At 35.5% G+C, this 14,492-nt stretch carries 11 protein-coding genes; 7 read left to right on the plus strand and 4 right to left on the minus strand.

Annotation, left to right across the window (positions count from 1 at the left end):
- The first annotated feature begins 197 nt into the window (after positions 1 to 197).
- From AO058_RS12155 to AO058_RS12165, 3 genes are all read left to right on the plus strand, one after another.
- Positions 198 to 2,441: an FUSC family protein gene (locus AO058_RS12155; RefSeq protein WP_232228831.1), complete on the plus strand. Its 2,244-nt coding sequence runs from the start codon at positions 198 to 200 to the stop codon at positions 2,439 to 2,441.
- Complete coding sequence (locus tag AO058_RS12160) at positions 2,442 to 2,963, plus strand: DUF6155 family protein (protein ID WP_075326821.1); 522 nt, start codon at positions 2,442 to 2,444, stop codon at positions 2,961 to 2,963.
- A 112-nt stretch (positions 2,964 to 3,075) separates the two neighbouring features.
- A complete protein-coding gene (locus AO058_RS12165) occupies positions 3,076 to 4,929 on the plus strand; it encodes a T9SS type B sorting domain-containing protein (RefSeq protein WP_075326822.1) in 1,854 nt (617 codons plus the stop codon).
- Here AO058_RS12165 and AO058_RS12170 read toward each other — a convergent pair.
- On the minus strand, positions 4,918 to 6,132 hold the full coding sequence (locus tag AO058_RS12170; protein ID WP_075326823.1) for an MFS transporter: 1,215 nt from the start codon (positions 6,130 to 6,132) through the stop codon (positions 4,918 to 4,920). The two genes, AO058_RS12165 and AO058_RS12170, sit on opposite strands and share 12 nt — an antisense overlap.
- Positions 6,133 to 6,605: 473 nt before the next feature.
- Here AO058_RS12170 and epsC point away from each other — a divergent pair, with 473 nt between their 5' ends.
- A complete protein-coding gene (gene epsC, locus AO058_RS12175; protein WP_075326824.1) occupies positions 6,606 to 7,394 on the plus strand; it encodes a serine O-acetyltransferase EpsC in 789 nt (262 codons plus the stop codon).
- Positions 7,394 to 8,278, plus strand: coding sequence for a cysteine synthase CysM (cysM, locus tag AO058_RS12180; RefSeq protein WP_075326825.1), 885 nt, complete (start codon positions 7,394 to 7,396; stop codon positions 8,276 to 8,278). Before epsC ends, cysM begins: the two co-directional genes overlap by 1 nt.
- Positions 8,279 to 8,334: 56 nt before the next feature.
- On the opposite strand, the gene AO058_RS12185 is transcribed toward cysM, so the two are convergent.
- Positions 8,335 to 8,901 (minus strand): hypothetical protein, encoded by a 567-nt coding sequence (locus AO058_RS12185; RefSeq protein WP_143083615.1) that lies wholly within the window; start codon positions 8,899 to 8,901, stop codon positions 8,335 to 8,337.
- A 120-nt stretch (positions 8,902 to 9,021) separates the two neighbouring features.
- Positions 9,022 to 9,720 (minus strand): Crp/Fnr family transcriptional regulator, encoded by a 699-nt coding sequence (locus tag AO058_RS12190; RefSeq protein ID WP_075326827.1) that lies wholly within the window; start codon positions 9,718 to 9,720, stop codon positions 9,022 to 9,024.
- A gap of 158 nt (positions 9,721 to 9,878) precedes the next feature.
- Between AO058_RS12190 and AO058_RS12195 the strand changes: the two genes are divergently transcribed.
- Positions 9,879 to 11,393 carry a DEAD/DEAH box helicase gene (locus tag AO058_RS12195; RefSeq protein ID WP_075326828.1) on the plus strand — a complete coding sequence of 505 codons (1,515 nt, stop codon included), beginning with the start codon at positions 9,879 to 9,881 and terminating at the stop codon, positions 11,391 to 11,393.
- A 165-nt stretch (positions 11,394 to 11,558) separates the two neighbouring features.
- Here the strand turns inward: AO058_RS12195 and AO058_RS12200 are convergent, their stop codons facing one another.
- Positions 11,559 to 12,038, minus strand: coding sequence for a hypothetical protein (locus AO058_RS12200; protein ID WP_075326829.1), 480 nt, complete (start codon positions 12,036 to 12,038; stop codon positions 11,559 to 11,561).
- Positions 12,039 to 12,182: 144 nt separating this feature from the next.
- Here AO058_RS12200 and katE point away from each other — a divergent pair, with 144 nt between their 5' ends.
- A complete protein-coding gene (katE, locus tag AO058_RS12205) occupies positions 12,183 to 14,333 on the plus strand; it encodes a catalase HPII (protein ID WP_075326830.1) in 2,151 nt (716 codons plus the stop codon).
- Positions 14,334 to 14,492: the final 159 nt, after the last annotated feature.

The following is a 14,492-nucleotide window of genomic DNA, read 5'->3' on the forward strand; positions in this document are numbered from 1 at the left end:
CTCACAATTATTAATTTAAACTTAAAATCATTTCTTAAGCTGCTTACTTCTGAAAAAGAAATCGATTAAACCGAAAAGAATGAGTTCGTAGCAAGATGCACCGTAATCTAATTTATGTTTCAAATGTTATCATTTCTTAAACTATTGGTTGATACTCTATAATACACCGTAACTTTGCTTCGATAAACGCATAAGATTTGCCTAACATTATACTTACTTACTGGCAGGAATTCCTGAAATATATTAGAAGCACCGATTTCTCTAAGGCAATGGTACTCACTTTTGCTATAGGTTCACCTGTGGGGATTTTTATTTGGTTGGGGAATTTTGAAATTGGAGTTGTTCTCGCAATGGGCGCGTTGTTAAGTTCTCCTAGTGATATACCCGGGAGTTTTAGACACAGGAATATAGGGGTGATTCTTGCAGCTATGCTGGCCGGTATTGTTTCTATAATTATGGGCTATGCTTCAGCTTATCTATGGCTTGTTTTACCATTTTTAGGAATATTAATGTTTGGTATTGCCTATCTCGCGGTTTACGGTTTTAGGGCATCACTGGTAGCTTTTGCCGGTTTATTTGCCATTGTACTAAGTTTTGCAAATATTTCTACTGAAATTCTACCCTGGGAACGCGGTTTACTTATTGTTGGAGGTGGTTTATGGTATTTGGTTTTAAGTAATATCTGGAATTTTCTAAACCCTAAACACCATACCGAACAGCTTTTAGCCGAATGTCTTGAACTTACCGCGAAATACTTAAAAACAAGGGCGCATTTACTTACTGAAACCGCTAAAAGAGAAAAGCTTCAGAAGGAATTATTTATCCTTCAAACCGATCTTAACGAAAAGCACGAAAGTTTACGCAATATTCTTATAAACGCCAGGCGTGCCTCGGGGAATTCAAATTATGCCCGAAAACGCTTATTAATTTTTATTGAATTAGTAGATATTTTAGAGCTGGCAATGGCCAATCCTGTAGATTACAGTAAAATGGACGAAGTTTTACAGGAAGACCGCGAATTGTTGGAGCGTTTTAAAAAATTGATTAAAAAAATTGCTTTTCAGCTTGATGAAATTTCTGTGGTTATAGAGAAGAAAAAGAAATCTTCAACAAAAGAAATCAGGCAATATTTAAAGGCTGTAGAAGAAAATTTCCAGGAAGTTAGGATGCTTATTTCTTCAGAAAATAATGAGAAAACATTTCTGCTTCAAAATTTATTCGATTATTTAGAAAAGCAGGGTCAAAAAATAAATACCATAGTTAGGGTTTTACATAATTTGGATACCCGGGAACCGGTTTTACTGAAAAATAAAGAAGTTTCCCAATTTATTACTCCGCAAGATTACGACCCTAAAATACTTGTTGAAAACTTCAATTTTGGTTCTCCAATTTTTAAGCATTCCTTAAGGCTGGCTATTGTAATTTTAGTAGGATTCAGCATAGGATTATATTTTTCTTTTGAAAATGCTTACTGGATAATTCTCACTATTGTGGTAATTATGCGACCCAATTACGGGCTCACAAAAGACCGGTCTAAACAGCGAATAGTGGGGACTTTAATTGGTGCGGTAATCGCATTGGGGATTGTTTTTATAACAAAAAACCAGGTAGTTTATGGAATTTTAGGACTGTTTTCCCTTACTCTTGCTTTTTCTCTAATTCAACGTAACTACCGGACAGCAGCTGTTTTTATTACTTTGAGTATTGTATTTATTTATTCCCTTTTAAAACCAGATGTTTTTAATGTGATTCAGTTTAGGGTTATAGATACCGTATTGGGAGCCGGCCTTGCTGCCTTGGGGAATTTTATTTTATGGCCGGCCTGGGAATCACAGCATATTAAAAATGTGATTAAAGAAAGTATTGGCGCCAACAAAAAATACCTGGAAGAAATTGATAGTTTTTATCATAAAAAAGGAACTTTACCTACATCTTATAAACTTTCGAGAAAAAAGGCATTTTTAGAAATGGGGAATTTAAGTGCATCTTTTCAACGAATGACGCAGGAGCCAAAATACAAGCAAAAAGAATTAGCGCAGCTTTATAAAATTGTAGGTTTAAATCAAACTTTTCTTTCGGCTTTGGCTTCGCTGGGAACTTTTATTCAAAATCATAAAACTACGGCAGCTTCTAAGAATTTTGAAGTTTTTGTGTCCCATATTTGTACTAATTTAGAAAATGCTATAAAAGGATTAGAAGAGGAAGAAACATTAAAAGGTTTTGACACTGCCCGCACAGAAAAAGCTGCTTCAGCTTTATTAAAAACCTATAAAGAATTATTGGTAGAAAGGGAAAATCAGTTAAAGGAAGATCCCGTAAAAGACCAAAAAGATGTACAATTAAGGTTACAGGAAGCACAATTGGTAAGTAGCCAGGTGCAGTGGTTATTAGAAATTTCAGAAAACCTTCAAAAGACCATAGCGAAAACAAACTTCAGCTAAATGAGTAAACGCCAATTAAAAAAATACCTTCAGGAATTAGATAAGGAGCAGCTGGAAGAGCAAATTGTTGATCTCTACGAACGTTTTAAACCGGTAAAGGTTTTTTACGATTTTGTGTTTAATCCGCGGGAAGAAGAACTAATGCGGAAGGCCAAATTAAAGATTTCTAAAGAATATTTTCCTGAAACTAGGCGCAAACCAAAAGCCCGTAGATCTATTGCCCAAAAGGAAATTAAACATTTTCAACAACTTGGGGTAGAACCCCATTTAACCGCAGATTTAATGCTTTTTAATATTGAAATTGCGCAAACTTTTGCTGAAGAAAAAAGCAATTTAAAGGAAGCTTTTTGTAAAAGTATCTTCAAATCTTATGAAGAAGCGGTGAAGTTTATTCTGAAAGAAGGCGTACTTCCCGATTTTAAAAATAGAATTTTGAAAATAGCCGCGGAAGCCGAAAATCAGAGGTGGCCAAACGCTTACAGGTTTGAAAAAATTGAAATGCAATTTCAAGACGCGCCGTAATTGTGTACATTTGGGAAAATGAAACCAGCATGATGCTGGAAGCTAATATTAGCTTAATACCGGAAATAGATTTAAGCCAGGGATTTTTGCTATGGGATTCACCTTATAATTAATGAAAGTTTTCTTTCTTTTTTGTTTTCTTATTATTTGCACTTCAGGTTTTGCCCAGTTAGGCTTTTGTGAAGGGAGCAAGGGTGACCCTATTTTTTATGAAGATTTTGAAACCGTCTCGCAATTACCCGCCGGCACTACGAATTATACTTATGTAAACCAGGATCCACAAGATGGACAATATACTCTGTCCAGCCAAATAGGAAGGGTAATTACTTCCTGGCATTCAAGTTTACCCAACGGCACCATTTCAAATCGCGATGCCTTAATTGTAAATGCTTCTTTTAGTTCTGGCAGATTTTACAGGACAGAAATTAACGGACTTTGTGAAAACACTACATATGAGTTTTCTGCCTATTTAATTAATATTTACAATCGTTCCAGTACGGTATGTCCAGATGGTGGAATTCCTATAAATGTACGTTTCGAAATTTGGGATGAGAACGATGCTAACTTATTAAAAGAAGGAAATACAGGAAATATTCCCTCACAAAGCAGTCCGGAATGGGAGCAATATGCACTTACTTTTCAAACTGAAGCAGGCCAGGATTCTGTAATTCTAAAAATGTTCAATAATGGTGATGGCGGCTGCGGAAATGATCTTGCCATAGACGATATAATTTTTAGATCTTGCGGCGATCTAACTACGGTTACTGCTCAAAATGATGAAAACCGAATAGATATTTGTGCCGAAGAAGCCCCTGTAAATCTTAGCCTGGAAGCAACTCCAGATTATTCGGTGTATAATACTCACGCCTACCAGTGGCAGGAAAGTAGCGATAATCAAACCTGGATAAATATTCCCGGTGAAAATGATGGAATATACAATACTCCGGCCTTAAATACTTCCCGTTATTACAGGGTAAAAGTAGCCGAAGATCCGGTGAATTTAAACGCAAACCTTTGCAGTTCTGTTTCAGAAATTTTTACGGTAAATATTTTAAAAACTCCTGCGCCACCACAAAGCGGGGGTGATGTGAGTATTTGTAGTGATGAAGAAATTCCAACTTTAAATGTTACAATTGAAGAAAATGAAGTAGCGAACTGGTATGATGGAAATAAAAATTTACTGGCGCAAAATACCACTTCTTATCTGCCCGAATCACCCGGTACTTATTATGTTGAAGCTTTAAATGAAGGTTTAGAATGTACCCCGAGTGCTAAAACAGCGATAGAATTTACTATAAATGAAACTCCACAGGTTGAAGATGAAGTTCTACAACTTTGTGACGGGGCCAGTTTAATCCTGGAAGCCGGTTTACCGAGGCTTTCATATCAATGGTCTACGGGAGAGAATTCTGAACAAATAGAAATAAATTCTGCGGGGAATTATAGCGTAGTTCTTACCACGGCTGAGGGCTGCTCTACCACTAAAAACTTTGAAATTAACCAGGTTGATATTGCCGAAATTGAATCGATAATTTCAGAGGAAGAAAATATAGTGATTACCCCAGCCAACGAAGGTGATTTCGAATATTCTATAGATGGTACTAATTTTCAATCCTCAAATATTTTTACGTTGGTTCCCGGCGGAATTTATACCATTTATATGCGCGATCTTTCGTCGTGTAAAACAGCAATCCAGGAATTTCCGCATATTGTGATCCCAAAATTTATTACCCCAAATTCAGATGGATATAATGATGATTTCAGCATTAACGGACTCGAATATTTTCCTTCTTCAGAAATAAGAATTTTTGATCGCTACGGGAAGTTAATAAAAGCAGATGATGGTAAAGACTTTAACTGGAATGGCACCCTAGACGGGCGTTCCCTTCCGTCAGACGATTACTGGTATCATATTAAAATTGAAGGCTTTAAAACGCTGAAAGGTTCTTTTAGTTTAAAGCGGTGAAGCTTTTTTACTAATATTTTTTATTCGTTGTGAGTTAAGGCTTATTAAAAGCATTGCCGCAAATATTACCAGGATAATTGTTCTAAAATCAAAGCCGCCATCAATCATAAATCCAACTAATAAAGGGCCTAAAGCAGTACTAATAACCATAAACATGGTAAAAACACTTCGAATGGCACCCATTTTTTCGGTTCCATAAATTTCAGCAATTAAGGATGTTTTAACCGTTCCCGCCATTCCGCCGGTGATACCGGCAGTAATTAGGAATAAAAGTGCACCAATAATACTATCCATTAAAGCAAAAGGAATAAGACCTAAGGTCATTGGAATAAGATATATTCTAAACATTTTTTTCGCAGTAAATTTATCAACCCACGTGCCACCAACCAGGGAAAATATAAATCTGGAAATGGCATAAACCGTAAAAAATGTTGCATAAAGTTGCGGAGACCAGCCTTTATCTTCCACAAACACATATTGATAAAAGAAAATAGCAGTGTTGGTAAAACCTAAAATAAAACTGGCAGGCATCATAATCCCAAAACGTTTATCGGCCACCACGCTTTTGTAATCTTTCAAAAGCGACCAGGTAGAAGGTTTTCCTTCGGTAGAAAGTTGCTGGTCAAAAGCTATTAAATTTGTGAATTTTAAACGAATTAAATAGAGTAGGAGGGCAACACCACTTATAATTGCCGCCATTCTCCAGTCAAAAAAAGCGATTATTGAAGTGATAATAATTGGAAAAACTGCTTCTCCCATAGAATATCCCAGGGAAGAAATACTAAGTGCTTTTCCGCGGTTTTTATCAAAATATTTGGAAATTATGGTCATACTAATATGACTCATTAATCCCTGCCCACATAGTCTTAAGCCTATTAAAGCAACAAAAAGTATAGCGATATGATAAGAAAGCCCTAGCAAAATACTGGAAAGTCCAAGACTTAACACGGTGAACGCGGTTACTTTTTTCACCGGTTTATGGTCTACGGTATGCCCCACGCTAAGCATAATTACTGAAGCCGCTACCGTACAGCCTGCATAAATGGCTCCAAAAGTACCTTCGGTTATTGAAAAAGCTTTTACAATTTCTGGAACATATAATGAAATTAGGAAAGTTTGCCCAAAACTGGATAGAAATGTAAGTAGCCAGCCAAAACTGACTTTTCTATAATTTTCTCGTAAAAAGTAGAAATAATCTTTCAAACTGTTCTATTTCAATTTTTAAAAGTTGCAAATTTAAGACTACAGGCGAACAATAGAGAAAAGTATGTGTTTTAATTTCTTGAAATATAAAAGCCACCCTTTTGAGGTGGCCTGGATTTCGATTTTTTGAATAAACCTAAATTATTTTTTAGGCTTTCCTTCTCTGGCTGGTTGCTTTTTTGGTGCTGCCTGTGATTTTTTAGGCTCCTTCTTTGCATCGTCCTTTTTGTGATTTGCTTGCTGTGCCATTTTATTTATATTTATTGATTAATAGAATAAAGATATACTTATAATAAACTGGTTAATAGTTAATTATGAAAATATTAACTAGCAGAATATTAACTTGAATCTTTAATATTTCAAAAATTAAATAGGCTTATTGAAAGCATTTATAGCAATTTAAATGTAATTTGACTGGCTATTGTTTACATTTGAATAAATCAAAGATTATCATTCTAAAATTATAGTTTTAAATGAGCCAGAATGAGGTTATAGAGCAGATAAAAGCACAAAAGAAACTACCGAATTTAAAATTCAGTATAAAAGAGAAAACAGAGACTTTTACAAATAACCTCTTTTACACGTTGTTTGATGAAGAAACACCGGTAGAAGAGAATATTATAAAACTGGGGAAAGATTTTGAAGAATTGGCAGATCTTGTTTGCTGGGAACCGAAAACTCCCTGCCGGGATATTTGGCAGGAATATTTAGACAGATTACCGGGAATTCTTGAGAAACTCAATAAAGATGCTCGTGCTATTTCAGAAAACGATCCCGCTGCAAACTCGCTGGAAGAGGTAATTTTATCTTACCCCGGCTTTTTCGCTATTGCTATTTATCGTTTTAGCCACGAGTTCTATAAATTCGGACTTCCTTTGGTTCCACGTTTAATGACAGAATGTGCCCATGGACTTACGGGAACCGATATTAATCCTGGGGCGAAAATAGGAACTCCATTTTTTATAGACCACGCTACAGGAGTGGTGATTGGGGAAACCGCAGTAATAGAAGATAATGTGAAAATTTACCAGGGAGTTACCCTGGGCGCCCTTTTTGTAGACCGTAACCTAAAAGATATAAAAAGGCATCCCACCATAGAAAAGAATGTTACTATTTATGCCAATGCTACTATTCTTGGTGGGGAAACGGTAATTGGTGCCAATAGTATTATTGGAGGAAATGTTTGGTTAACCGCTTCGGTACCTAAAAATTCTATGGTTTCCCATACACCTCAAATTAATATTAAAAAGACGAGTAAATAATGAACGATTCTATATTAGACCTAATAGGAAATACGCCTCTCGTAAAAGCGCAAACGCTTATTAAAAATCCTAAGGTTAAGCTATATTTTAAATTGGAAGGTCAAAATCCCGGCGGAAGCGTAAAAGATAGGGCCGCTTATAATATGATTAAAAGCGCATTAGACAGGGGAGATATTACGAAAGAAACCAAACTCATTGAAGCCACTAGTGGTAATACAGGAATTGCTCTGGCAATGATAGCCGGATTATTTAAACTGGATATAGAACTGGTAATGCCAGAAAATTCTACTATAGAAAGAGTACAAACTATGCGTGCTTATGGAGCAAAAGTTACGCTTACTGATGCAGATGGTGGTATTGAAGGAGCGCGCGATTATGCCGAAGAAAAAATGGCTGGTGGCGATTATTTTATGATTAACCAGTTTAGTAATAACGATAACTGGCAGGCGCATTATAATACTACAGGACCTGAAATTTGGAACGATACCAAACATAAAATCACCCACTTCGTATCCTCAATGGGAACCACGGGTACCATAATGGGAACATCTACTTATCTAAAAGAAAAAAACAAAGACATTCAAATTGTTGGAGTTCAACCCACGGACGATTCCCGTATTCCAGGAATTAGAAAATGGCCAGAAGCTTATTTACCCAAAATTTTTAAACCAGAGAGAGTTGATCGAATTTTGGAAGTAAGTGAAGATGAGGCCGTGACAATGACTAAAAAACTCGCTGTTGAAGAAGGAATTTTTGCCGGAATGAGCAGTGGAGGTGCTGCAGCTGCAGCAATTAGATTATGCAATGAGTTGGAAGAAGGGATTGTAGTAAGTATAATTTGCGATAGGGGAGACCGGTATTTGTCTTCAAATATTTTTGAATAAAAAATTACTCCGGAAGTTGAATGGTTTAATTTCCGGAGTATAAATTAAAAATTGGGTTATTCAACAATTGTTGCCACTGCCACGCCTGATGCGTCTCTGTTAATATTCATTTTTACAGTTTTACTTTTCTTACCATTTTCAAGCTTCACCTTGTAAAACTCCTTATTAATTTCTCCTCCAGCCCTGGAAAATGCTAAATGTTTTGTGCCAACAATGCTATAACCCTTGTTAGCTTTTAGAACACTTATCAAAGAATTATAAGGTAAATTTATATCGATAAATTTTTGGCTACTGGAAATAATTTCTCCCAGGTTATTATAAATAACTTTTAAATTCCCTTTATTGGTGATAAAAGTAACCTGATATGTATCGTATTCTTTATCGCGGTTGGCAGTAATAAAGTCCATAATGCTAAAATTTTGCCTGGCATATTTCATTGGGTTGGAATGAAATTGACCTACATAATCTTCACTCACATTATAGGTTAATGAATTGGAAGATTCTTCAATTTCAAGGGATTTTGGATTTAAGTCCATTTTCAATTCGTCTAGCTTAATTACATTCTGTGAATATGCCATCCCTAAAAAGGCAATACAAAGTAAGCTTAAGATTAACTTTCTCATAATAATTTAATTTAGAGATTAATAAATAATTGTTCTCTAAAATTAATCGAGTATTACTTGAAGTAAAACTACTTAAGTATCACTAATATAATATTTAACAAAATTTAATTGAATAAATTTTTACTGGTTGGTCGCTTTCTTTATAAGTAGGGTCAAATTTATAACTTCCATCTTTTTTCTCCCTAATTTCAATATTCCTTCATGCTTAAATTCCTGGAAGTGCCTGTTTACTACAGCGCGGGTAGATCCTATTAAATTGGCAATTTCTTCATTAGACAGGTCATTAATAAATTCCAGCTTTTTTGATTCCTGATTTATATTCTTTAAAATTAGACTGGCTAGTCGAGCGGGAATTTCTAGAAGAGTGTGATTAACGGCATACTCTTCTATATTTAAAAGTTGTTTTCCTAAATAAGGGAGCAGTCTTTGGTTTAATATAGGATATTTAATTAACCACCGGCGTACAATTAATATAGGTGTAGATAACATTTTTACATCTTCTAAAGACTCATAATATAATTTGTGAGAGCAATCTTCAATTAAAGTTAAAACATCAAAGAAGTCATTTTTTCTAAGTAAAAACAAAGTAAATTCCCGTCCAGTCCTTTTGTCTGTTTTAAAAACTTTTAAACGGCCCGAAATTATAATATGAAATTTATGTCTTAATTGATAACAGCTACTGCAGGTATGAGCTGGCCATTTTTCTATAATAAACTGGGAAGCAATCAATAGTAAAGATTCTTTATCAAAATCTTTAAAAAGAATACTGTTTTCAATGGTTTTTAATCCCAACGCATTTCCCTTTCCTTTTTGATTCATAATCAATTGTTTTGATTTATAAAACCTTCGGGAGGGAACAAAAAATGAATTCTAAAATTACTCATTTCCTAATTATTAAATTGTATTTCTGTCGTAAATATTTCTTTAAACCTAAGAAATCAGCTATTTTTGCAAACTTGCAGATCTGAAAAAAAATTATGGCGGTGGAAACCTTTGGAATAGAAGACAAAAAAGTTGACAAGGAACTTTATGACTATCAACAAAAAGATATAGACAAGATCTTTAATGTGATAGATAAGCATCCTGAACATTATAACCTGCTTTACCAATTACCTACAGGTGGTGGTAAAACGGTTATTTTTTCACAAATGGTGCGTGAATATATACAACGTACCGAAAAGAAAGTACTTATTCTAACTCATAGAATAGAATTGTGTAAGCAAACCTCCAATATGTTAGATGGGTTTGGCGTGCGTAATAAAATTATAAATTCCAAGGTTAAAGAATTACCAGATCAGGAAGACTATATGTGTTTTGTGGCTATGGTAGAAACCTTAAATAACCGCTTGCACGATGAAAAGCTGGAAATTAAAGATATTGGGCTTGTAATTATAGATGAGGCTCATTATAATTCTTTCCGGAAATTATTTAAATTTTTTGAGAAGTGTTTTATTCTTGGAGTAACGGCCACGCCGCTAAGCTCTAACATAAAATTACCTATGAAGGATAACTACCGCGAACTCATTGTAGGAGATTCTATAGGTTCACTTATTGAAAAAGGCTTTTTGGCCCGTGCAAATACCTATAGCTATAACGTAGGACTTACCAGTTTAAAAGTGGGAATGAATGGAGATTATACCGTAAAATCTTCAGAAGAGTTATATTCTAATATTTCCATGCAGGAAAAACTGCTTACAGCTTATTACGAACGCTCTAAGGGAAAGAAAACCCTTATTTTTAATAATGGTATTAATACTTCTATTGAAGTTTATGAGACTTTTAGAAATGCAGGTTTACCTATTCGGCATTTAGATAATACCACCAGTAAACAGGATAGAAGAGATATTTTAAAATGGTTTAAGCACACGCCTGATGCCATTGTAACTTCGGTAAGTATTCTTACCACCGGTTTTGATGAACCTACGGTAGAAACCATTGTATTGAACCGGGCTACAAAATCCCTAACGCTTTATTTTCAAATGATTGGTCGTGGCTCCAGGGTTTTACCGGGGAAATCTGAATTCAATGTGATAGATTTAGGTAATAACCTGGCTCGTTTTGGAGAGTGGAGTTCTCCAGTAGACTGGAAACAAATCTTTAGGGCTCCAGATTTCTATTTTGAAAATCTATTAAGTGATGAAGAAATTGAGCGTGAGTTTAAATACGTAATGCCTCCCGAAATAAGGGAGCAATTTTCTAATACCGAAGATGTAGATTTTGACGTTGAAGAAGCTTACGATAAAGTGATTAAAAAAGGATTAAAATCTAAAGCAGTCTTAGAATGGTCTATGGAGCAGCACGTAAAAATGTGCGTAGAAAATTCTGAAGATGTTTTTGATGCAAGAATCCTTGCAAAAGAGCTTAAAGATGATATTAGTTCTCGCATTAAGCAATATTCTTATTGTATAAGCAAGAGCACTAAAAATTACCGCGATTGGTTGGAAGAAGATTACTCCCGAAAATTGCGAATGGCCATTAATAAAGAATTTTAAGTGGTTTTTACGTCAAGTAAGTTTTTTCTTGATTATACTCCATATTAGTTGAAGTCAAAATACAAACTAATAGATCTCGTTGCGAAGATTTTCGAAGCGGGATTTTTTTCTGAACCTGCCTTAGGCGTCTGGCGGGTTCAGAATCTTTAAGAAGAAGAAATAGAATTAATCGGTATCTGCAGATTTTACATCCCGCTCAATAAATTCCCTTTCCCTAACCGAGCCACCAACTACTATAGCTGCGCTAATTAACACCAGGTTTTTAATAATATACTGGCCTTCGGTAGTTAGCACAAATGGAAAATTTTCAAAGCAAACTTCAGGTAAAATAATAAAAGGTAAAAATGTTCCGGGCATTTGTAATACCAGTAAAACAATTGCCAGCCTTAGCGTGCGTTTAGAGAGTAAAAATACGCCTATTAAAACCTCCCAAACCCCTAAAAAAGGAATAAAAAATTCAGGATCAAACCAAAAAACAGTAGCTGCAATAAGTTCCTGCGCCGGGCTATCCCAAACCACTTTTAAAGCTCCAAACCAAATAAAATTTATGGCCAGTGAAAATCGTAAAATGGGTTTCCCATATTTATACATCCAATGGCTAATTTGGTAATCCAGTTTGCTGAATTTGGCAGTATTTTCTTTCATTTTTTCCTTCTTGAATTTCAAAATTGCGGAATATTTACCTGCTTCAAAAGCACATCAGTAATTATAGGATTTATTTAACAGCGCTAAATTTTATTACAGCCATTTATTTATGAATTTTAAAGGAACCAATAAAAAATTATAATTATGAAAGATGACGGAAAGAAAAAAGCTTCCAAAAATAAGAAGCATGAAGATCTGGAAAAAAATCGGGAAGACGGCCAGGAACAGTTTTTAACCACCAACCAGGGCGTTAGAATTAATGATAATCAAAACTCTCTTAAAGCTGGAGACCGGGGCGCTTCTTTGCTGGAAGATTTTATTTTAAGAGAAAAAATCACCCATTTTGACCACGAGAGAATTCCAGAAAGAATAGTACACGCTCGCGGTTCTGGAGCCCATGGATATTTCCAGGTATACGAATCTATGGAGAAATATACCAAAGCCGGTTTTTTACAGGATCCATCTAAGAAAACCCCGGTATTTACAAGATTTTCTACTGTGGCTGGATTTAAAGGTTCAACCGATTTAGCCCGGGATGTACGCGGTTTTTCAGTTAAATTTTATACCGAAGAAGGAAATTATGACCTGGTAGGAAATAATATCCCGGTGTTTTTTATCCAGGATGCTATAAAATTCCCAGATCTAATTCACGCTGTAAAGCCAGAACCACATAATGAAATTCCGCAGGCAGCTTCAGCACACGATACGTTTTGGGATTTTGTTTCCCTAATGCCAGAGTCTATGCATATGATTATGTGGGCTATGAGTGATAGGGCAATTCCAAGAAGTTTAAGAATGATGGAAGGTTTTGGCGTTCATACCTTTAGATTTGTAAATAAAGAGGGAAAAGGAACTTTTGTAAAATTCCACTGGAAACCATTGTTAGGAACTCACGGAGTTGCCTGGGACGAAGCACAAAAAATTTCAGGAAACGATCCCGATTTCCATAGAAGAGATCTTTGGGAAGCAATAGAAAACGGCCAGTTCCCAGAGTGGGAGTTAGGAGTTCAATTAATTCCTGAAGAAGATGAGCATAAATTTGATTTTGATCTTCTAGATGCTACAAAACTAGTTCCGGAAGAGATGGTGCCGGTAAAGAAAATTGGTAAAATGGTGCTAGACAGGAATCCCGATAATTTTTTTGCAGAAACCGAACAGGTAGCCTTCCACCCCGGCCATATTGTACCCGGAATAGACTTTACTAATGATCCGCTACTCCAGGGTAGGTTATTCTCTTATACCGATACCCAACTGAAGCGACTGGGAGGACCAAACTTTCACGAAATCCCAATTAACCGGCCAATTGCACCAATGCACAACAACCAGCGTGATGGGCATATGCGTCAGCAAATAAATAAAGGACAAACCAGTTATCAGCCAAATTCTTTAGGAAATGGCTGCCCATTCCAGGCCAAGATTGCAGAAGGCGGATTTGATAGTTATCCTGAAAAAGTTGATGCTAAAAAAGTACGTGAACGCAGCGAAAGTTTTAAAGATCATTTTAGCCAGGCTACTTTGTTCTTTAACAGCCAGAGTGAAGTTGAGCAGCAACACATTATTAATGCTTTCAGTTTTGAACTGGGAAAAGTAGATGTGGCAGAAGTAAGGGAAAGAGTACTTGGTTTATTAAACGAGGTAAGTAAAGAACTGGCAAAAGAAGTTGCATCTAATTTGGGAATGCCTGTACCAAAGAAAAAAACACAATTAAATCATGGAGTTCCTGCAGATTTTGATCCAGAACGTTATGAACCTACTAAGAGCAATCCGTCTTTAGATAAAGACCCTGCATTAAGTATGATGCGCAATGGATTTGGAAATATTGCAACCAGAAAAGTAGCGTTTTTATGCGCAGATGGTGTAGATGATAAATCGGTTAACGATATGAAGAAAGCCCTGGATAAAGAAGGGGCGATGGTAAAAATTCTTGGGCCAAATTCTACTGAAGTTAAAACCGCCGATGGTAAATCACTAAAAGTAGATGAAGCTTTTAGAACCAGTGCTTCTGTAGTATTTGACGCTTTTTATGTTCCGGTTGGTGAAAAAGCCCATATGGCACTGAAAAAAATTCCGAAAGCAATTCATTTTTTAAACGAAGGTTACAAGCATTGTAAACCAATTGCTACAGCCCAGGAAAACGGTTTAATTGAAGAAACTTATTTCTGGAATAAACTGGATAAGAAAAACCTTGCTGAAGATGGGGTGATTGTAGGAAAAGATAAATCATCAGAATTTATTAAAGCTATAGGACAACACCGTTTCTGGAAAAGAGAGGAAAAAGATAGTATTCCTGCATAATTTTTTCTGAAATATGTTATAAATATTGAGACTGTTTGAAAAGTTTTATAAGTCGTCATTCTGAATTTATTTCAGAATCTAAGATTTTATAATTTAAACAAATTATAAGCTGAAACAAGTTCAGCTTGACGGAATTAGACTTTTCAAACAGTCTCTTTT

Source organism: Salegentibacter sp. T436, from assembly GCF_001932675.1.
GTDB classification, from domain to species: domain Bacteria; phylum Bacteroidota; class Bacteroidia; order Flavobacteriales; family Flavobacteriaceae; genus Salegentibacter; species Salegentibacter agarivorans.